Source organism: Ruegeria sp. CL7 (genome assembly GCF_056536445.1).
The window spans coordinates 1,587,966-1,608,072 of the sequence record NZ_JBQFPQ010000001.1 but is presented as its reverse complement, the minus strand read 5'-3'; the positions used below and the strand labels follow the sequence as shown (position 1 = coordinate 1,608,072).

The following is a 20,107-nucleotide window of genomic DNA, read 5'->3' as shown; positions in this document are numbered from 1 at the left end:
ACCTCTGGCTTAGCGGCCGACCTGAAACGTGCATTGTGGCTTGCAGTTCATGGTGCCCTTGTCGCTGCTTACGCATCGCAGCAAGCGTTCCTCGTGCGTGTTGATCGTTTCTGTGACGGTGTTGTGGCCAAAGATCACGATGAAGGAATCCGGGGAAAAAGCCAGCCCCTTGTAATAGCAAAACCGTGTTTCCGTTCCGTCCGGGATCGGAGATGCCAGGCTGAGCGTCTTTTGCGCCGGGGCCTGGGTCGCCAGCATAGCAAAGGCCAGCCCATAGGTCAGTGTTTTCAGGTCGTCCTCTCGTCCTGCAAATCTGTTGTCGATCAAAAAGGGTTTGGACGCCCGGACCTCAATCATGGTTTCTTGTTTCAGCAAGTTTGAACGAGATCAACGGGTTAGGCAACGAAAATCCTACGCGCTCAGCGACAAGCCAAGGGGACGATTTTTACGGTCGGTCACTTCTGTGGTAACATGGCCGCATTGTTTAAGGAGAATTGAGAGATGTTCAGACCCTCTGTGGAAGCGATTATGGATGTCATGTCCCAAAAGGATTACGTAGTTTTCGACACCCCAACTGTCGATTGGAACCTGAACATAGTGGGCATTCGCGCCCACCCGGTTTCACCCAAGAAATTCGATGATGTCATGACGGTGTTTCACCGGTTTCTTGGCGTTTGGGATATAGCGTATTACCCGATGACGGCCGATCCCAGCGATCACTACCTGAAGAACCCGATAAACCCGGATGGGACGGCCATTCTGGCGTCGGGGCAATATCGGTCCTGCTACAAGATCGATATTCATAAACGAGGCCGGCCCGGAGGCCACAAGGCGCTGTGTCAAAGGCTGGGAAACGTTACCGTGTTTCGGGACAACAACAGGGATGGAAACCTGAACCTTGTTAATCCTCAAAGCGGGATGTTCGGCATTAATCTGCACAAGGGGCCAAACAACGGTGACGATGACACGGCGAATACGATCTATTCCGCCGGGTGTCAGGTATTCGCCGATCAGCGTCACTTTGCCGAGTTTCTGCTGAAATGCGAAGCCGGGCGCGACGCGTTTGGCAACAAGTTCACCTATACGCTGCTGGATCAGGCAGATTTCGAATAAGGCGGTGCTTTGCGAAGGTTCTGCAAGCGCCGGGGCAGGACAGGGGCTGGGGGCGTGCCCGGATCTTTAACCGGGCCTTGGCCCTAGGTCTCGACTTCGGCCTGAAGGTCTCGGAAATACCGGATGGTTGCGTGCAATCCTTCTTTCAGTTGCACTTTGGGTTCCCAGCCCAGCAGGGTGCGCGCCAGTGTGATATCGGGCTGGCGCTGTTTCGGGTCATCCTCTGGCAACTCCTTGAAACTGACAGGGGTCTCGGCCCCCACAAGGGCCTGCACTTCGCGGGCAAGTTCGTTCATCGAGAATTCGTTGGGATTGCCCAGATTGACCGGGCCGGTCACGTCCGCGCCGGTCTCCATCAGGCGGATGAACCCTTCGATCAGATCATCCACGTAACAGAAAGACCGGGTCTGCGTACCGTCGCCAAAGATCGTGATCGGCTCGCCCGTCAGGGCCTGCATAATAAAGTTCGACACGACGCGCCCATCGGCGGGGTGCATTCTGGGCCCGTAGGTGTTGAAGATTCGGGCGACCTTGATCTCCAACCCCATCTGCCGGTGATAGTCGAAGAATAAGGTCTCGGCGCAGCGCTTGCCTTCGTCATAGCAGGATCGCGGACCAACCGGGTTGACGTTGCCCCAATAATCTTCGGTCTGCGGATGAATGGTCGGGTCGCCATAGACCTCGGAGGTCGAGGCCTGAAAGATCTTGCATTTCAGCCGTTTCGCCAGACCCAGCATATTGATCGCGCCATGCACGCTGGTCTTGGTCGTCTGCACCGGATCGTGCTGATAATGCACGGGTGAGGCCGGGCAGGCGAGGTTATAGATCTCGTCGACCTCCACAAACAGAGGGAAGGTCACATCATGGCGCATGAACTCGAACCGCGGGTTGCTGTGCAGATGGTCGATATTGCGCTTGGTGCCGGTGAACAGGTTGTCGACGCACAGAACCTCATGCCCCTGATCCAGAAGCCGGTCGCACAGATGCGAGCCTAAAAACCCGGCCCCACCGGTTACGAGAACACGTTTTCGACTGTCATAAAGGCGGGCCATTGCAAATCCTTAATCGTTAAATCCAAGCCAGCTTGTCACGGGGAAGCTGGGTCTTGATCTGATTAGTAAACCGAAGGGATTTGAATTGCAGTAGATTTTGGTTTTTTGAGGGCGTGTTTGGTGTTGGTGGGTTTTCCCATCCATCCAATGCTTGATGCAAAGCATCAAGCACGCGCCCGACCCGCCCCCAAGGGCAGGCGCGTTCCGCACCCACCCTCGGGCCGAACGAGAGGTTTGTGATAACCTAGTCTAGGTGTTCGCTCCCATCTCAACGCAGGAAACTCGATGGGTAAGAGCCCCCCATCCTACCCTTGTTACGTGGCCGTTTGATGGACTTGGCTTCAGTCCCATCCTCGACATTCAAAAGAAAGTAATTTGGACCACACGTGCAAAAAGATCGCCACTTGGTATGATGATCAAAAGGTATCCCACCATGGCTAAAAAAATACAAAGAATTAGAGAGCTTCTGCGGCTTCGAACTCCCCTAATATAGTAGTCAATTACCAATGCTCTGATCATACCTTCAAAACGAGATTGTGTTTCGGTGAAGTGCACTTTATCGCCGTAGACCTTCTTTGAGCTTTCGAATTCCTTACCTCCTACGAGTATTTTGAAGTCTTCCCATTGGTCCAAATGATCTTCCCCATAAATTGAATAGGCACCTTCTTTGCAAATCTCGTCATAGATGTCCTCATAGTTCCTAAAAGTGAAGTTTCTTTTTGCAAACTCGAGGTACCCGGCTTGGTTGGTTGAGCGCGACATGACGCTTGGTCTTCGCAGCAAATAGATAGCATATGCAATGCCGACAAAAATCATTCCAAAGTAAACAAAACGCACCCGTGAACCGGGGGAAATTACGAAGGTAGTTTTTTCGTTGCCGACAAGTGTGGAAAAATCAGCGCTCTCTATGAAATAGTCGTTAAAAATAATAAGATAACCAAAAACCGGTATTAAGAAGAAACTTTTGGTCATGGGGCCATCTAACAGATAAACGAAGTTATCCCATCTAAGGTTCTTCCAACGAACTTTTCCGTCCTTGACTTTTCCATCAAACATCCAGCTCCTCCACAAACCGCGCGTTCTCCTGAATGTACTGGAACCGCAGCTCGGGTTTTTTCCCCATCAGACGCTCGACCAGATCTCCGGTCTCGCCGGGTTCGTCCTCGTCGATGGTGACCCGGATCAATTTCCGGGATTTGGGGTCCATCGTGGTCTCTTTCAGGTCCTTGGCGTCCATCTCGCCCAGACCCTTGAAGCGGGACACGTCGATCTTGCCCTTGCCGCCCAGACCTTTTTTCAGCCACTCGTCGCGCTCGGCCTCGTCCAGACAATAGACGCGTTTGGCACCCTGGGTCAGGCGGTACAAAGGCGGGCAGGCCAGGTACAGGTGACCCGCGTCAATCATCGGGCGCATCTGGGTGAAGAAGAACGTCATCAGCAAGGACGCGATATGCGCCCCGTCCACATCCGCGTCGGTCATGATGATGACCTTGTCATAGCGCAGATCGTCGAGGTTGAACTTGCTGCCCAGCCCAACGCCCAGCGCCTGCGTTAGGTCGTTGATCTCGGCATTGGTGCCCAGTTTCGAACTGGCCGCGCCCAGCACGTTGAGGATCTTGCCGCGCAAGGGCAGCAGGGCCTGCGTTTTGCGGTCGCGCCCCATTTTGGCCGAGCCGCCGGCCGAGTCGCCCTCGACGATGAATAGTTCGGTGCCTTCGCGTGTTGAACTGGAACAGTCCACCAGCTTGCCGGGAAGACGAAGTTTTTTAGTGGCGGACTTGCGTTGTGTTTCCTTCTCGGCCCGTCGGCGCAGGCGTTCTTCGGCCCGCAGGATCAGGAAGTCGAGGATCGCGCCGGCGGATTTCGTGTCGGCGGCCAGCCAGTTGTCGAAATGGTCGCGCACCGCGTTTTCCACCAGCCGCTGCGCCTCGACCGTGGCAAGGCGGTCTTTGGTCTGGCCGACGAATTCCGGTTCGCGGATGAAGCACGAGACCAGCGCGCAGCCCCCGGTCAGCAGGTCGTCGCGCGTGATCTGGGCGGCCTTCTTGTTGTTGATCAACTCGCCATAAGCCTTGATCCCCTTGAGGATCGCGGCCCAGAAACCGGCCACATGGGTGCCGCCTTCGGGGGTGGGAACGGTGTTACAATAGGACTGGATGAACCCGTCACGCGACGGTGTCCAGTTGATCGCCCATTCGACCTTGCCGGGGGTGCCGAATTTCTCGTTGAAATCGACGGTGCCCGCAAAAGGTTGCTCGGCATAGGTGGACGAGCCGTTCATCGTCTCTTTCAGGTAATCCGACAGGCCGCCGGGAAAGTGGAACGAGGCCTCGGTCGGGGTTTCACCGTCGTCGATGGCTGATTTCCAACGGATTTCCACACCCGAGAACAGGTAGGCCTTGGACCGGATCGATTTGAACAGGCGCGCCGGTTTGAACCGGTGGTGGCCAAATATTTCCTCATCCGCGTGGAAGGTTACGGTCGTGCCGCGCCGGTTGGGGGCGGCGCCGACTTTTTCCACAGGGCCCAGCGGAACACCGCGCGAGAACCGTTGTTCGAACAGCGTCTTGTCGCGCGCCACCTGTACGACCATCGAATCCGACAGCGCGTTCACCACCGAAGCGCCCACGCCGTGCAGACCACCCGAGGTCTGATACGCTTTGCCCGAGAACTTGCCGCCCGCGTGCAATGTGCACAGGATCACCTCGAGCGCGGATTTGTCCGGGAACTTGGGGTGCGGATCGATCGGGATGCCGCGCCCGTTGTCGCGTACGGTCAGGGCGTAATCGGCGTGCAGTTCCACCTCGATCCGGTTGGCATAGCCTGCCACGGCCTCGTCCATCGAGTTGTCGAGGATCTCGGCCACCATATGGTGCAAAGCGCGCTCATCCGTGCCGCCGATATACATGCCGGGTCGCTTGCGGACCGGTTCCAAACCTTCGAGCACCTCGATCGAGGAGGCGTCATAAGTTGTGGTCGCTTCTGGCGTCAACAGATCGTCGGGCATGGGTGCTGCTCTTGTTTTTGAGTTTCCCCCATTATGGCAGGTGATGTGGTCCGGGGGAAGAGGGGCGCGAGGTGTTGTGGACGGATAGAAGGCGCGGGGCCGCGGATTGCGTGGGCAATTCGTCGAACGTCACGATTGGCGGTTTTGCTTGAAACCACCGCCCCTGGCCATGGCGAGGGAAGGTTCCGTACTGCTGTTATCGATAGTTGGTCAGGGCCTGTATTTCAGGCCGCAAAATTCACGATAATCCCGTCCGATAAAACCAGCGACGCGACAAATAACGTTACGCGATCGGGTTGTAGTCAGCCTTGCTGCGTCTCCGGCTCATTGACGGAATCGCTTTAAAAATATATCGTGAAGGCAGACTCCCAAAGTATCTATCTATCAGTTCCAAGCGTTCAAGAGTTACGTTTATTTCGTAATTGGAAGGCTGCTATGGCTACGTTTCAGGACGTTCAAGCAGCAGTGCATGATATTGCTGCCCGTTTGAATGTCACCCCAGAGCTTGCTCGTGCTGCGCTGATTAACCCCGTGTTGGCGCTTGAGGAGCTTGGGTTCGAATTGGACCTGTCTGGCCGACTTGAGCTGGAGGACAGAGCGCGGTTTTCCAAGAAACAGATCGTTGAACGCAAAAGTTTGCGAAAAAAGATTTTCGCCGCGTCCGGGCATGAATTTGACCCCGGGCAGGAACACGATCTGGCTGTGGTCCTTTTCGACGAGTTGAAGCTGGTCGATGATACTTCGAAACGCCCTGACCTGTCTCCCTTGTCCTTGCCGATGCGAAAAGTGCGCTATTCCACCTCCAAAGTGAAGGTGGCCAAGGTCAAGGCATCTGAAATCGCGCGCCGGTTTCCTGGGAAAGCCAAAGGCAAATCCGTCGCCGGGCTCGATCCGAGTTTGATTGAGCCCGTGAAGATTCCCGACCCGCTGGAAGCGCTGGGCAAGGCGCACAAAATCATCTCTCCGTTACTTGCCTACCGGCAACTTGATGCATCGACACCGCGTTTTGCGACTGAGGCGCTGTATCGTGCCGTGCGAACCGGGAAACGTAGGCTGGTCAATATCACGCCCCGCGCCGTTGTCACCGGCACTGCTTGAAGACACCCGGGCGCGATTTCCTCGCGCCGTCACACCGAGGACGTCAGGATGGCAAATACAAGAGGATATGAAGTTGTCGTCGAAGCCTCGGAAGAGGTCCTGCGAAAGGTCATTCGGGGGGCGTGGAAGTCCGCGGAATGCGACGATGATCCCGGCGATGAAGGCCGCATTCCCGAATTCATGGATGTTCCCGCAGGTGAAACCTTTGGCGGTTTTGTCGTCGCTGACGGGTCTGTTCAGATTCCCGAAGACCAGTTGGACGCCAGCTTGCGTCCGGACATCACCGGTGCCGAAATTCGACTTGGTGTCCTGATCCAGATCGAAATCGAAAACCCCCCGGTTCCATCGGCGCAAATGCTGACGATGACGGCCGATCTTGCTGCGGCTGCGCCGATCGGTCTAATTCCCGGGCGTCAGGATGTGGGATGGCTGTTGGATGGCCTGCCTCGCAACCAGGTGTCCGCCACGCTGACCAGCGGCGATCCGATTGCGTCCAATATCGAGTTGTTCGCAAGTGAATTCGTGGACAAAGCCTATGAGAACGGTGGCCCCGGCGGACCGATCGATCCGGCCTTTCCCTCCATCCCCCATGTCATCGATGAGACCGAGCTGCAATTTGCCTTGGGAGCGTTGACGACGGATGTCCATGCGGAAATCTTCAACGACGCCTCGGACGCGGCGCACGATATTGAAACCACCGTGTCAGGCGGTGACATAACAATTTCGTTGCCGGTCTATCTGCGCATGTTCAACATTGTCGTTGGGCCGACGGTACAGCTTTTTTTCAATCCGCAGGACCCCATGGGGATCGAAACGCGGATCAACATCACGGCACCTTTCAATCGGGTCGGTTCGGAATTCCGCACGGATTTAAACGCGGCCATCGTTACCGTGGACGCGATCAACCCCGCCGGTCCGGAATATGGGCCAGAGGGTGACAATTACATCGACAACCGTGATCAACTGGCGGCGATCCCGTTGGTCGCGATTGACCTCGACGCCCAGATATCCAGCGAACTGGTGTCGCGGGGGCAGGAATTGGCCAGTGGGCTGGGCGAGATTTCAATTGCGGCCCCGACAGTAGCCGAGATCGAAAAATTCATCGGCGACTTTTTTCATCAGGATCTTGAGGCCCGCGATTTCGTTTACATCTGGGGGCCAGAGGCAACGGACGAAGAGTTTGAAGTCGACAGTATCACCGTCGGCGTGACAAACGAGTTTCTGGCGATCGCCTTGAACGATGATGGCGGTGGTGACGTAGGCGGGCTTGCCAATTTCATCCCTGCTGACAGGGATTTTGCAATTGCCATCAGCGCGGCCCAGGTTGAAGCATCGATTGAAACGGCGCGCATCGAAGCCGAATTGTCGGATGATGACCTTCCGAAGACCTTTACACCTGACGGGCGCGAAGTCCGGCTGACCGATCTGGACGTGAGCCTCAGGGCCGGGGCGATCAGAATATCGGGCAAGGTGACGGTCGTAGACGCGATCCTGGGCAGTATTGATGTGGATGCCGACTTTTTCAATGATGTCGGATTGCGCTGGCAGCCGAACGGTTCGCTGGGCCCAACCGGTGGGCAGCAAATGGATCACTTTGAAATCGACAGCGATGTCGATCCCGAAGAATCCGTGCTGCTTTGGGTGCTGACGGCAATCGCCGCGATATTGTCATTCGGCGCTTTCGGAATTCTGGGCGCATTGGTCGTTGTGATCGTGGCCCTTGTCGTCCGGGGAATTGCCGAAAGCATGGGCAGTGAAATCCTGTCAGATGAAGTTACCAATACGGTCACGGGTATCACCGGCTGGCCGGAGAACCTTGCCAGGATCGGGCGGGTCGAAGCGGTATTTTCGGACCCGATCGTGATTGATACCGACGGTCTTGAAATTGCCGGAGATTTCACTGTCATAAGCAGTTGCGAAGCCACGGATGTCGTCCCGGCGGATTCGGGTGGTGCACGGTCGGGTGCGGCCGCATCGGCCATGTCGCTTGCGGCTGCGAATGAACATCCTGACGCAGGGTACGAGTGGTTGCCGGGTGACGGAACACCGGCCGCGGTCTTGCCCTCAATTCAGCATGTCTATGCTGCAAGCGGTGTCTACACCGCAAAACATGCGCTGACGATCAACCAGCCGGGCGGCGCGCGCAGTCGCAGTTTCTCGCTTGTTACCGTCGAAAATGTGCCGCCGACAGTGGATGCCGGCCCTGATCTGACGGTGCAGGAGGGCGAAGAGGTCACTCTGGTCGCACGGTTCCGAGATGTCGAATACCCCGACACCCACGAGTCCATGTGGTATTTCGGTGATCACCACGCGCCCAAACCCGGCGTTATTTCTGAAACCAATGCTCCTCCTGCGGCGACAGGCACGTCGACCGTGACCCATGCCTGGTGCGACAATGGCGAATACACCGTCACGGTGCGTATTCGCGACGTCAACGGGGGCGAGGCCATCGACACCTTGCGTGTCACCGTGACCAATGTTCCGCCCGAAGTCGAAGCTGGCCCGGACCTTTATGCATATGTCTGCACACCGATCACGCTTGTCGCCGATTTCGGGGATCCCGGCTGGTGCGACACGCATACGGCCAAGTGGGATTTCGGCGATTGCAGTGAACCCCGCACGGCCCTGATCGAGGAAACGAATGAACCACCGGCAGCCGAAGGCACGGCGACCGCCTCACATATCTATGAAAACTGTGGTGACTTCCGGGCCATCTGTACCGTCATGGATGACGATGGCGCCTTTGGTCAGGATGACCTGACCGTCCGGGTCGTGCATTTGCTGAACCCTGGTTTCGAAGATGGTTTCCGTTCGCTTCCAGCGGGCAATGTCGGTCGCTTCTGGACACCCTATGCATGGCTGACCGACTTGGCAGCCTTTCATGCCGGAAAGGGAAATCCCGTTCCGCAATTGGCCCCGATCCCCGCCGATGCCTTTGACTGCGAAGGTTGCATCGTCCGGACCGGGGACAGGTCCCAAAGGGTCATCGCGCAGCGCGGCCTTCGTGTCGGCCTGTGGCAATCGCTGGGTTCGAATCCGGGGTGGGACTATGAGTTCTCATGTTGGTTCGCGAAGGAGGCCGGCGACGCAGGCGGCTATGCTCTGGGGTTGGATCCGCGCGGTGGCGATGATCCGCGGGCGCCCTGGGTGGAATGGTGGACCGGCAATCTGGACGGTGCCTGGCGGCAATTGCGGGGTCGCGTGACGGCGGAAGCCGAAGCCGTGACGGTATTTCTGGAGTTCAGCGGAGATGATCCGCGCAACGATGCGCTTGGCTATATTGATGATTGCGCTTTCATCGCGATTCAGCCGCATTGTCCGGAGCAGCCGAAGCCCGATCCGGAAGTTCCCCCGCGTGAACGTTGCATTGATTTTCGCGGCCAGAAACTGCCTTCCCGCCACCCGGTATTGAACGTCGGCGGTGTGCGGTTCCTGCCGACCAAGGGCAGCCTTCTTCAGATCATTGGCGGGTTCCAGCCGCAAGGCACACCCAAACTGTTGCTTTCCATCGCCGGTGTCTTTGCCCATCTGCCGGTCGTTGCTGATTGGGCCCGCCTCAAGCTGAGCTTTGCTGGCGGAAAGCCCATAACGATCATCGCACTTGATGCGGCGGGCAATGTCCTGACGACCCAGACAGGAACGCAGCAGCAGGGGGTACAGATTATCGAAGTTCAGGCGAGCGGTATGGTGACCCTCGCCATGCGCGCGCAGGAAGCGGCGTTGATCGAACTGTGTTTCCGGCCGGAACACCCGCGCAGTACGCCCTCGGCAGAACCTGAACCGGGGCCTGGCATTGTCGTGAATCCGCGCTTCGACCGTGCCGTCGCACCGGCCATGTTCAGTGCAGGGACGACCACGGAGGACAGAACCTTGACCGAAACCAACAGCCCTCATCCGTTCGGCCTGTCCGAGGCGGCTTGGGGCAAGCTGGACACTCAGCTGCGATCGGAATTGGCGAAGGCTGCAACAGACGGCGATGATGGGAACTCGGTGCAGGTCATATTGCGCTTGGCGCCAGACACCGAAGGCAATGCGCCCTCTTTCCGGCGCGCCGAAACGAAGGCACGCGAAGATTATTTCCGCCGACGCACACGGCCCCTGGTCGGCACCCTGGAAAGCCTGGGCGGTGTCGGGATTACCGAACTGTGGCTGATCGACAGTGTTGCCGTTGAACTTTCGCCCGGGGCCATCGCGACAATGGCCAACGATCCTTCCGTGGTGATGATCACCCATTCCACCAAACGTCAGGCCATTCCTGAAAACCCCATAAGACCATGATCTAAAGGAGCACGAAATGTCCGAGTTAAGCCGGGAACACGTTGATCGCTTCGAAAGAGCGGAACGTCGTGAAATCGAGAAGCTTCGTGCCGAGTTTGGCAGCGAGTCCATCTTGAAGATGGACAGCATTATCTTGCGCGACCTCTTGGCCAACCGAAAAGAGGCGCGCCTGAACGCCCTGCTTGGCCAAACCGAAACCGCCCAGCTTCCCCGGCATCGCGTGCTGGTCTCGCTGCGCAGCGGCAGGGCATCGCCGGATCGCCCGCCCCGTGCGTTCGACCGGCGCCAGCGCCGCCGTTCGATCATGCAACACCGACGCCATGGTGAAGACGTGGTGGGCAAAATCGCCCGAAGCTTTGAAGAGCGGGGGATTGAGGTCGAACGGTCGTTTTGGCTGACTCACAGTCTGGTTGTCCTTGCCGATGATCAGCGCCTTACGGATATCGCGGGGCGCGCCGATGTCATGAAGATGGTTCATTGCAAAAACCAGATCCTGATCGACCTGGATAACAGTCGTCCGCTGATCAATGCCGATGTCGTGGAAGCCAGCGGGATCAACGGTGCCGAAGTGGATGTTGCCGTTCTGGATACGGGCGTGGACCAGACACATCCCGAACTTGCCGGAAATTTCGGCACCCAACAGGATTTTACCGGCGAGGGGTTGGGCGACCTGAACGGGCACGGTACTCATTGTGCGGGTGTTGTCGCCAGCAATGGCGCGACGTTCCGTGGTGTCGCCACGGGGGCGGTTATCCACGACTACAAGCTGCTGGATCAGTTTGGCAGTGGGAACGCTCCAAACTGCGTTGCGGCAATCCAACAGGCCGTCGCGGACGGGATGGATGTTCTTTCCAATTCCTGGGGCTTTTCGCACAGAAACGGCAATTGGGTCGATCCGGACGGAACATGCGTTTTGTGTGTCGCCGCTGATGCGGCTTCGACCGCCGGGGTGACCTTTGTGGTGGCCGCGGGCAACGAGGGCAATGACAGTTGCGGCACCTATGACACGCGCATTCGCTGTCCGGGTATTGCGCAGAGCGTGATCACCGTCGGCGCAAGCGATGACAGCGACAACATGGCCGGTTTCTCCAGTCCCGGACCAACGCCGGATGGACGCGACAAACCGGATGTCACCGCCCCCGGCGTGGATATCGTGGCATCGCGATCGGCGACCGGCAATGACATGAATGGCGGCGCGACGGTGATAGATCCGCTTCATCTCGAGGCCAGCGGCACCTCGATGGCCTGCCCCCATGTCGCCGGGGTCGCGGCGCTGATGTTGCAGCGAAACCCGACACTGCTGCCGGCTGACATCAAGGCAGTTCTCATGGCCACCGCCGTCGATATCGGCGCACCGACCACGCAGCAGGGCGCCGGGCGTGTGGATGCTCGGGCGGCGGTCGGCTCGGTCTGATTTGGAAATTCTGAAGCGGAGGATACGAACGTGGCAGACTATGAACAGCGGATGCAGCCGGAAGAGGGTGCAAAGGCAGTCGAAAAACTGGCCGAAGATGCTTTGGCGGGTTTCAAGGCGGACGCCAAGAAGGAATATGCTGAACTGGTCAAGCAGTACGAGGGCGCCAGTGCAACGGTTGGTGTTTTTGGTATGGGGTCGGTCGAAGTTTCGGTGATGAGCGGTGAAGTTCACATCAACCCGAGCCAAAAGCGCAAAGGGAAAGGCCGGGGCGTCGGCGCGATCTCACCGGAAGCTCTCGTGGCCATTTCCGAAGGCAGGATGACCGTAATGGACGCTTTCCACCGTGGTGAGATTGTTGTTCGCGCCGAGTCCGCAGCACTGCACGAGGGCTACGACAGTTTCATCAGGAACTCTGAAGCGGCGCTCAGGTCGAAGCGTTTGCAGAAGACGCTGGCGCAGTTCCGCAAGATTGCGGATGTCTGACTGGTTGCAGGACGAACAGATCCGGGCCACGATACCCCAGGTTGAAGCATTCATGTTGGATGCTGTCGCCTCGGACCAGCCGGGTTTTGAAGAGATAGCCCACTGGCTTATCGGCGCTGGCGGGAAACGGTTGCGGCCAATTCTTCTGCTGCTTACCGCGCGAAGCCTCGCCGACACAGAAGGCCGCAAGCGCGCAATTCAGGCGGCGGCGGCTGTCGAAATGATCCATGTGGCGTCGCTCTATCATGACGACGTCATGGACCGGGCCGAACTTCGGCGTGGAGCGGAAAGCGTGAACCGTCGCTGGTCTTCGCCCATCGCCAGCTTCGCCGGAACATTCATTCTGGCCCGTGCACTAAACCTGTTGGATTCCATCAGCCCCAAAGCCTCTGAGCTGGCTGGCAAACACTGTTCCGCGCTGTGTCTGGGGCAGTTGCGCGAAGCAGAAAACGCCTACAACGCCGATTGGACCATTGAAGAGCATCTTGAAATGCTCGAGGGCAAGACGGCCGAGCTGTTTGTTCTCGCCGCATCGCTGGGGGCGATGTTGGCAGACGTAAGTGATCAGGAACGAGACGCACTGATCACCTATTCAAAGTGCCTCGGCCTTGCATTTCAGCTGCGCGACGATGTTCTGGACTACATTGCAAGCAGCACCGAGCTTGGAAAGGGGTCCGCCTCTGATCTGCGCGAAGGGGCCTATACGATGCCGGTGCTCCTGTGCCTGGGTCAGAACGGTCAGGCCGCCGATGAATTGCGGGCCAGGTTGAGGCTGGCTGAAATGCAGGATGCAGACGTTTCGCGTGCTGTGGAAATCATTCGCAATTCGGGTGCGGTTGAAGCCACGGAACAGCTGGCGCGGGACAAATCCGAGGCAGCCGTCACGGTCATCTCGGGGCTTGACGATCATGTGCTGCGCGCCTCGCTGGCAAACCTCGCCCGGCTTTCGGTCGAAAGGAGGGCCTGACATGGACGGTTACGGCCCTCTTGCCGAGGATCTGCCGCTTGCGACACCTGCGGAAGCCGCCGCCGAGACATGGGACGCCATCATTGTCGGTGCGGGGCCCGGCGGCAGCGCTGCCGCCATCGAGCTGACGCGGAGAGGTCGAAAGGTCATTCTGATCGACCGTGAGGATTTCCCTCGGGACAAAAGCTGTGGAGACGGGATCACCCGGTCCGGTATCTCTCAGCTGAAACGCCTCGGCATCCTGTCCGCGCTTACAGATCAACAGGAGGTCGAAGGCGTGCGTGTCCATATGCGCAACAGGGGCCACCGGGATTTTCGATACGAGGGCGAAGACGACTATGGGCTGGTTGTACCCCGTTTGATACTGGATGACTGTCTTTTGCGTCAGGCCCGCGCGGAAGGAGCGGCTTTCTTGCCGAAATGCCGTGCCGACGATCTGGTAACGGATGAAAGCGGGACTGTCGCAGGTGTCACCGCTCGGATGCAGGATGGCACGACAGTGGTTCTGACCGGGTACATGGTCATCGCCGCAGACGGGGCCGCGTCTCGATTGGCGAAAGCAGCGGGATTGCGGGAAACACCGGAACAAGGCTATGGCACCGCGCTTCGCGGTTATGTCGATGGCTGCGGAGACACTCCGCCACTGCTGGAAATAATGCTGCCGTTGACTGATGTTACGGACCGGTACTTGTTGCCGTCCTATGGCTGGGCATTCCCAACGGGGAAGGGAACTGCAAATGTCGGTGTCGGGCTGTTCTGCAGGGCGTTTGACACCAATGTCAGAACATTGTTCGACCAATTTCTGGACGCGCTCCGAAAGGAATATCCGGAATATTCGGGCATTCAGTTGTCCGGTACGACCTTGGGGGCACCGCTGAGGTTCGATTTCGCACCGGAACGCGCCGCCCATTCAGGTCTGTTGCTGGTAGGGGACGCCGCCGGTCTTATCAGCCCGTTTACAGGCGAAGGAATTAGCTTTGCGCTGGAATCCGGTGTGCTTGCGGCGCAAACCACTGATCGATGTCTCCGCACAGGGGCAGGCCCTTGGGTGGCGGCAGACGACTATGCGCTTTTGTTGGGGGATCGCTTTGCCGGGTACTTCACGCTCGGGAACCGCGCAAGCCGCAGATACGAGTTCATCTGGCGCGTGTTGGACGATACGTTCGAAAGCGAAAAGCCGGTCCACAACATGCTGCGCCGCGCCGTTTTGGTGCCTGAAGGCACTGGCGGTGATGTGGAAAGCGCCATGTTGGATGACGTATCGCCCCTTGTGCGAGTGCCCGAGATGCCGCTTGGGGACGACCTGCGCGATGTGGGCGCACGCCTCAATCACATCGTGCGCACCGATTGGCCGTTTCTGACGCGCATGTCCTTCGCGGGCAAGCGGGCTGACATGGTTGCGTTTCGACCTTCGCTGTTGCTTTTGCTGACGTCCTATCTGGGTGATGTTGAGGCAAAAAGGCGTCGTGCCGCGGCCACGGCGATGGAACTTGCGTATCTGGGGTTTCTTGCCCAAAGCGGCATTCGAGGGATCGAGTCTGCGGCAGTAGCAGCCGACGCCAAGGCCAATTGGGGCGACAAGCTTGGGATACTCACAGGTGATTATCTTCTGGCGAAGGCGCATGAAGTCGGCGCACGGGACTGCCCGGATCTGGTGCCATCAATCCTGAGTGCCATGGCCTCGGCCTGTGAAGGCCGGGTGTCCGAGCTTCGGACCGCATGGCAACCGGATCTGGCGGTCGAAAAGCGCATCGCGCAGATGCGGCAATGCATGGCTGCATTCTTCCGACTGCCTTGTGAACTCGGTGCGATGCTTGCCGAACAAAACGATCTGTCAGACGCCCTTCGCGACTATGGCGAGAATCTTGGCCTGGCTTACCTGCTGACCGAGGATGAACTGGCCCTGGACCGCCCCCCGGGCAGCACCCCATTTGCGTCAGACCTCTCGAGCGGCCTGTTCAGCGTGCCTGTTCTCGAGGCAGCCCAGCGGCAAACCGGGGGCGCGGCAGTCCGTGCTTTCCTCAGTCACCGCGACCCTGCGCGGTTTTTGGCAGAGCTTTCTCCGGCCGCGCGCCATATAAAGAGGCAGAAATTGCCTGAAGAATACCGCGATCAGGCAATAGCAGCGCTAAGCCCCGTGCCACGGGGCGGCGTAGCAAAATCGCTTTCGGCGCTTGCAGGTTACGCGGTAAGTCGACACGTCCCAAAACGCCGCGTGCTGTAAAAGTGCGATCCAGGTTCAGTGGTGTCCCGCTGTAGGTCAAAAGCGCAACCGTTCGCGTTGCCTTGCCCCATGCGCCGGGTGCTTCATTCGGGGGCAGGGGGGGTATGTGTGGACAGCCCATGTTTCGGGCGGACGGTTCAGGTTCCAACCCGCTGCCGTGAGCATGCCGCTTAGGACGATTTCCACCCGTGGCTCAATTTGGTTCGATAATGTCGACACAGCGCCTCGTGGATGACCGCCTCTTCCGCGGCGGTTCCCCAGTGGAGGATCCGGTTGATGGACATATGAGCGAGGCTTCCCAGAACGTCGGCCAAGCTGCTTCCCAACCGGCCATCCTGTTCTTCTCGCTGAAGGCGTCCAAGATCCGGATGAAGCCTGGCCGCACGTGCGTTCCAGCGCGATGGCCGCGAATGAATGCCTTTGCCCACCCCGAGCTCACTCAGAACAACACACGCACTTTTCCATTCCTTTCCAATAGCACGACGCGCAATCCGGCACGACGCCGGGCCGCCGCCGTAGTTTTGCGAACAGCGCTCGGAGATCGCCAGCCGAACACCTGTAGGCAATTCCAAATCTTCGAACAGGGCGTCGATACTGGCGGCTGACGCCATCCACCGTCTGGACCGGCTGATCTTCGGATCGTTGAGCACATCAAGCGCAGTGATCGAGTCGGCGCCGAATATCCTCTCGCATGCGCCGAGCCCCAGTTCTCCGCCGTAGCGCGCCGTTTCAGGCAGGTATTCGTCAACAAGAAACCTGTCCACCAATCCACCGGCCGTTTTCTGCAAGTGAACAAGCACCCGGTTCCTCAGAACTCTGTCATGATCGTTTGAAAACTTGATGCGGAGGCGCAGTTCAAGCTCCGGGTCTGCATATCTTACGAAGAACCAGTTCTCGATCAGATTGCGTTTCTGCCACAGCACCAACCTGTTCGATTGCAGTTTCAGGAACTGTTCCAGCTTCATGGCATCCCCGAAAAGCCGCAGATACAACCATGACCCAGCCTCTTCAGTGCCGTGCCCCAGCGGTTGCCATGCGGTCGGGTTGGCATCGTATTCGACAAAGGGCGTATCAACTGGCTTTGCTGGGGCATAAACCAGTTCAGAGGCCAATCGACCATGCGACGAGTCGATCCACCAATCCTTGGGCGTTGGAAGGTACTCGCAGATCGAAAGCGGCCCTTTTTTCAACGTCTTGATCAGGTTCGCAGTGGAAAAGGGGTTGTCCAGATCCCATGGCGTGGCCATGTCGCTGGCCTCATCCGTAGGGGCCACGTATCGCGGCAATTCCAGTTTTTGTCGGTTGGCTTCCAGCCAGAATTCCGCTTTGCCCGACCTGACCACCTGTGTCGGGATGCAAAGACGCCACCGTTGCGGCGCAAGGACCACATTTCCAGCACAGACCCTGGGCAGCCGGTTCCGATTGCTTTGCGATTGCCACGACCAGATCACCGACGGTTGCCGCATGTGCATGGCGATGTCGATGAGCAGAAGATAGACAGCCGGCGCCCCGGGAGGGCTTTGGTGGGCAGCGTGCAGTTGTGGAATGACCTCGACGCCTTGGCTGCCCCAGAACAGTCGGAACCGACTGCCATCGTGGCGAATCCACAGATCGTGCAGCGGAATCCTCAGTTCGGGCGGTAACCCGCTGTCGCCGAGGATCTCGATGACATACCGGGAAAGGCTGGCGCGTCTGAGGATGTTTGATGACCGGGGGTCCGTGGCGCACAGGATGTCTGCTTCGACAATTGTCGAATCCTCTTCACGCGTGGGGCTGTGTTGCATCAACGCGTCTGCGATCAACTGATTTCGCCTTGAGAAACGGCCGAAAATCGCCTTGGGCCCGCCCGGGAAAATACCTTCGGGATAGGCCGTCCAGACGGGGTTGTGCCCTACACTGCGTCCTACTTTGCTTAGAAGAACGCCATCCTGGATGGCGAAAGGGGTCTGGTCCGTGTTGCGGGCATGCAGGATCTCGATATCCTGCGCGCAAAGCACCCACTTGTGCGCGTCCCAATCGGGTTCCAGCGGAAATTCCTGAAGGTTTTGCCTAGGGGCATCACTTGACGACCCCGTACCTGTAACGAAATCCATCCGCAGCGGCATGCCGAGATATGCAAGCCCGCTTTCGGCATCCACGGCCTGACCCAGCAACACGGCGCGGTCACCGTAACGGTCAAGGAAACGCCGTTCAAATTCCAGAAAACGGTTTGGCTTTGGCACGCGAAAGCCGATCTTCTCCAAAATGTTCCATGCGTCGGTCAGTGCCTGCACCGCGCGCAGTGGTGTTCCCAACGTGCCGACGCAATGCGCATCGACATGCAGAAAATCACCTCTCCAACCCGGGGCGAAAGAGTCAGCTGTTCGCCTCAGTTGCTTTAACGCGATCATCGAAGGGGTTTCACGCGCGGCATCAAGATCATGCCCGAGCGCCGCCAAACCTCTCTTTTGGCGGGCGGTCATATCTCTTTCCAGCCGCTTCAGGGTTCTGGCCGTTGCGTCATGTCCCAGAAGTATTGGGTCTTTCCGTGGTATCAGAGCCTCGGACCGACAGAGATCCGAGATCGTCACGGCAGATTTGAAAGATCGGTCTCTAAGGGCCGTTTCCAGATCGGAAATCGGTACGGAATCGACATCAAAGATGAACTCTGCCAGATCGGAATCCGCCGCTGCAATGATCTGTTCGTGGTTCCAAGGGCCGTCGAGATCACCGTTGGTTATCCAGTGCAGAACGTCCTGTTCCCACCAGGCCGATGGATTGCACCTCACCCTTGTGCTTTGCGTTTCGGCGAGTCCGGCGGCAATATGGGACAAAAACCCACAGTCCAGATCCATATCCAGATGGTGGTCGGCCACGGTGACGATGCCCTTGCCTGCAACAGGTACTGCCGTGCCCACTGCCGCGAATGCGCCGAACGGCGTCGGGCGAAAACACATTCTGTAAACAAACCGATACAATGTGCCGAGGACTGCGGGGGAGAGGCCTTCGCCTTTCTCGAGTTCCCGCATGACCTTCGAAAAGAAACCGGGTCGTGCAATGAACAGCGACACGGCAAAGGCCGGATCGCGAATTAAATCTGAAGCACGCTTTTCCAGATCCTTTTTTCGGGTGCTTTTTGTGACTCCGCCAAGATCGTGCTGCGGTGAACGCGTACTAACACGAATTCCGAGGAACGGACGAGAGTTGTGCGGTTCTGGTCGGGACGGACAGTGTGCACTCTCTTCAACATCCAGCCCCATGAACTTCAGATATCCGAGGTAACCCGTGTCCCTTAGGGCAAGCAGTGCCAACAAAACGCCGCTCGACCCGGTCAAAAGATCCGTCGATTGAAACGTCTTCCAGCCTGCGCCGATCGCGGGAAGCCCGTCCGGGCTCAATTCCCGTTCAACGAGGGACAAAAGCCGTTCGGCGTGCTTTTCGATCAGGGGATCGACGTCCGCGTTGGGAAAAAGCGATCGAATGGCAAGGGCCATCACGACAATTCCGGCATCGCCATGGCACAGCCCGCCGTCATTGATACCTGTCTCACGAATAGGTCTGTCGACGCAGGATACCAGAACCCGCGATGCGACATCGCGTATTTCGTCCTTCATACCCACCAGCCTCGCCGCCGCGAGCGCGGTGTATATGATACCTAGATCGCCATAACACCACGCAAGACGTGACGGTACCTCCCACGCATGACTGAGCGCTGACATGCAGGGAAAGCAGGATGACAGGCCGCTGTCTGAAAACGCGCCCCGGTGCGAAAGGAGAAACAGGACCGCGTCTTTGAGGTCTTCGATGTGTCGCGGTGTGAACGCGTGCCGCCGACCCAGGCGAGCCAGAGCCAGAACGGCGCCAGGAGAACCATGCGCCAGCCCCATGTTGACGAGGTACCGCGTTGTCTTCAGGGGGCCGGTCTCGTCTTCCGGAGAGGAAAAAGGTTCTGTCCACGCAAGCCCCCGTTCTGTGCGTGCCGAGTGCCTCCAAAGCTCCTCGGCTAAACGCAGGCACAGCGACTTTCCCCCAATACGGGCCGTCCGGGATTTCGGTTCGCACAAAAATACGGATATACCCGCAAGACCGGACACGTGATCGAAATGCCCCATCCAGGGGGCTTCGAGAAGGCGTTGCGCAACCGAACGCAGGGCACGGTCAAGCGCCAGTTGCGCTTCGGGATCGTTTGGATTGGCGTCCAGAGCATGACAGGCCAGCAACCCAAGGCCGGCGCGGCCATCGAACAGTGAAACAGGGGCTCCGCGCAGGTCTCGGTCGCAAGCCCAGATGGTCGCAAGGCGACGTGACGCGGCGGATCGCACGCGATCATCCTTCAGAAACTTGTCTGCCGCCAGCAATGCCATCGCCTCTCCGGCGACGGCGCTTCCCAGTCCGATAGCATCAGTTCTGATCGGGGCCGCCACAATCGACCCTGCAATGGACTGTATTGCCGCTTCAATCCGCGTTGATGAAATAGACATTGAACAAA

At 58.2% G+C, this 20,107-nt stretch carries 12 protein-coding genes; 7 read left to right on the top strand and 5 right to left on the bottom strand.

What is annotated here, in order from left to right; translation table 11 throughout:
* Positions 1 to 9: 9 nt before the first annotated feature.
* A complete protein-coding gene (locus ACR0LI_RS08060) occupies positions 10 to 357 on the bottom strand; it encodes a hypothetical protein (protein WP_480489782.1) in 348 nt (115 codons plus the stop codon).
* A 144-nt stretch (positions 358 to 501) separates the two neighbouring features.
* Between ACR0LI_RS08060 and ACR0LI_RS08055 the strand changes: the two genes are divergently transcribed.
* Positions 502 to 1,113 carry a hypothetical protein gene (locus ACR0LI_RS08055; RefSeq protein WP_171633575.1) on the top strand — a complete coding sequence of 204 codons (612 nt, stop codon included), beginning with the start codon at positions 502 to 504 and terminating at the stop codon, positions 1,111 to 1,113.
* An 83-nt stretch (positions 1,114 to 1,196) separates the two neighbouring features.
* Here ACR0LI_RS08055 and ACR0LI_RS08050 read toward each other — a convergent pair whose 3' ends face one another.
* The 3 genes from ACR0LI_RS08050 to parE all read right to left on the bottom strand — a co-directional run bounded on the left by ACR0LI_RS08050 (position 1,197) and on the right by parE (position 5,172).
* Positions 1,197 to 2,165 carry a UDP-glucuronic acid decarboxylase family protein gene (locus ACR0LI_RS08050; RefSeq protein WP_171633573.1) on the bottom strand — a complete coding sequence of 323 codons (969 nt, stop codon included), beginning with the start codon at positions 2,163 to 2,165 and terminating at the stop codon, positions 1,197 to 1,199.
* 360 nt (positions 2,166 to 2,525) lie between these two features.
* Positions 2,526 to 3,221 carry a hypothetical protein gene (locus ACR0LI_RS08045; RefSeq protein ID WP_171633570.1) on the bottom strand — a complete coding sequence of 232 codons (696 nt, stop codon included), beginning with the start codon at positions 3,219 to 3,221 and terminating at the stop codon, positions 2,526 to 2,528.
* On the bottom strand, positions 3,214 to 5,172 hold the full coding sequence (gene parE, locus ACR0LI_RS08040; protein WP_171633568.1) for a DNA topoisomerase IV subunit B: 1,959 nt from the start codon (positions 5,170 to 5,172) through the stop codon (positions 3,214 to 3,216). Before parE ends, ACR0LI_RS08045 begins: the two co-directional genes overlap by 8 nt.
* A 354-nt stretch (positions 5,173 to 5,526) precedes the next feature.
* Between parE and ACR0LI_RS08035 the strand changes: the two genes are divergently transcribed.
* From ACR0LI_RS08035 to ACR0LI_RS08010, 6 genes are read left to right on the top strand one after another with little or no spacing between them, the layout of a single operon-like run.
* On the top strand, positions 5,527 to 6,270 hold the full coding sequence (locus ACR0LI_RS08035) for a hypothetical protein (protein ID WP_480718292.1): 744 nt from the start codon (positions 5,527 to 5,529) through the stop codon (positions 6,268 to 6,270).
* A gap of 48 nt (positions 6,271 to 6,318) precedes the next feature.
* The gene (locus tag ACR0LI_RS08030; RefSeq protein WP_480718291.1) at positions 6,319 to 10,548 is read left to right on the top strand and encodes a PKD domain-containing protein; all 4,230 of its coding nucleotides are present in this window, start codon (positions 6,319 to 6,321) and stop codon (positions 10,546 to 10,548) included.
* Positions 10,549 to 10,564: 16 nt separating this feature from the next.
* The gene (locus tag ACR0LI_RS08025; protein ID WP_480718290.1) at positions 10,565 to 11,962 is read left to right on the top strand and encodes a S8 family peptidase; all 1,398 of its coding nucleotides are present in this window, start codon (positions 10,565 to 10,567) and stop codon (positions 11,960 to 11,962) included.
* Positions 11,963 to 11,992: 30 nt separating this feature from the next.
* A complete protein-coding gene (locus ACR0LI_RS08020) occupies positions 11,993 to 12,448 on the top strand; it encodes a hypothetical protein (RefSeq protein ID WP_171633556.1) in 456 nt (151 codons plus the stop codon).
* Positions 12,441 to 13,415, top strand: a complete 975-nt coding sequence (locus tag ACR0LI_RS08015; RefSeq protein ID WP_480487101.1) for a polyprenyl synthetase family protein — start codon at positions 12,441 to 12,443, stop codon at positions 13,413 to 13,415. The genes ACR0LI_RS08020 and ACR0LI_RS08015 overlap by 8 nt, the downstream gene beginning before the upstream one ends.
* 1 nt (position 13,416) lies before the next feature.
* Positions 13,417 to 15,639, top strand: coding sequence for a geranylgeranyl reductase family protein (locus tag ACR0LI_RS08010; RefSeq protein WP_480718289.1), 2,223 nt, complete (start codon positions 13,417 to 13,419; stop codon positions 15,637 to 15,639).
* A gap of 170 nt (positions 15,640 to 15,809) precedes the next feature.
* Here ACR0LI_RS08010 and ACR0LI_RS08005 read toward each other — a convergent pair whose 3' ends face one another.
* Positions 15,810 to 20,099: a thiopeptide-type bacteriocin biosynthesis protein gene (locus ACR0LI_RS08005; RefSeq protein WP_480718288.1), complete on the bottom strand. Its 4,290-nt coding sequence runs from the start codon at positions 20,097 to 20,099 to the stop codon at positions 15,810 to 15,812.
* Positions 20,100 to 20,107: the final 8 nt, after the last annotated feature.

Excerpts from the sequence above, each read along its gene's own strand:
- ACR0LI_RS08060 (WP_480489782.1), bottom strand. The coding sequence starts at position 357 with ATGATTGAGGTCCGGGCGTCCAAACCCTTTTTGATCGACAACAGATTT.
- ACR0LI_RS08055 (WP_171633575.1), top strand. The coding sequence starts at position 502 with ATGTTCAGACCCTCTGTGGAAGCGATTATGGATGTCATGTCCCAAAAG.
- ACR0LI_RS08050 (WP_171633573.1), bottom strand. The coding sequence starts at position 2,165 with ATGGCCCGCCTTTATGACAGTCGAAAACGTGTTCTCGTAACCGGTGGG.
- ACR0LI_RS08045 (WP_171633570.1), bottom strand. The coding sequence starts at position 3,221 with ATGTTTGATGGAAAAGTCAAGGACGGAAAAGTTCGTTGGAAGAACCTT.
- parE (WP_171633568.1), bottom strand. The coding sequence starts at position 5,172 with ATGCCCGACGATCTGTTGACGCCAGAAGCGACCACAACTTATGACGCC.
- ACR0LI_RS08030 (WP_480718291.1), top strand. The coding sequence starts at position 6,319 with ATGGCAAATACAAGAGGATATGAAGTTGTCGTCGAAGCCTCGGAAGAG.
- ACR0LI_RS08025 (WP_480718290.1), top strand. The coding sequence starts at position 10,565 with ATGTCCGAGTTAAGCCGGGAACACGTTGATCGCTTCGAAAGAGCGGAA.
- ACR0LI_RS08015 (WP_480487101.1), top strand. The coding sequence starts at position 12,441 with ATGTCTGACTGGTTGCAGGACGAACAGATCCGGGCCACGATACCCCAG.
- ACR0LI_RS08010 (WP_480718289.1), top strand. The coding sequence starts at position 13,417 with ATGGACGGTTACGGCCCTCTTGCCGAGGATCTGCCGCTTGCGACACCT.
- ACR0LI_RS08005 (WP_480718288.1), bottom strand. The coding sequence starts at position 20,099 with ATGTCTATTTCATCAACGCGGATTGAAGCGGCAATACAGTCCATTGCA.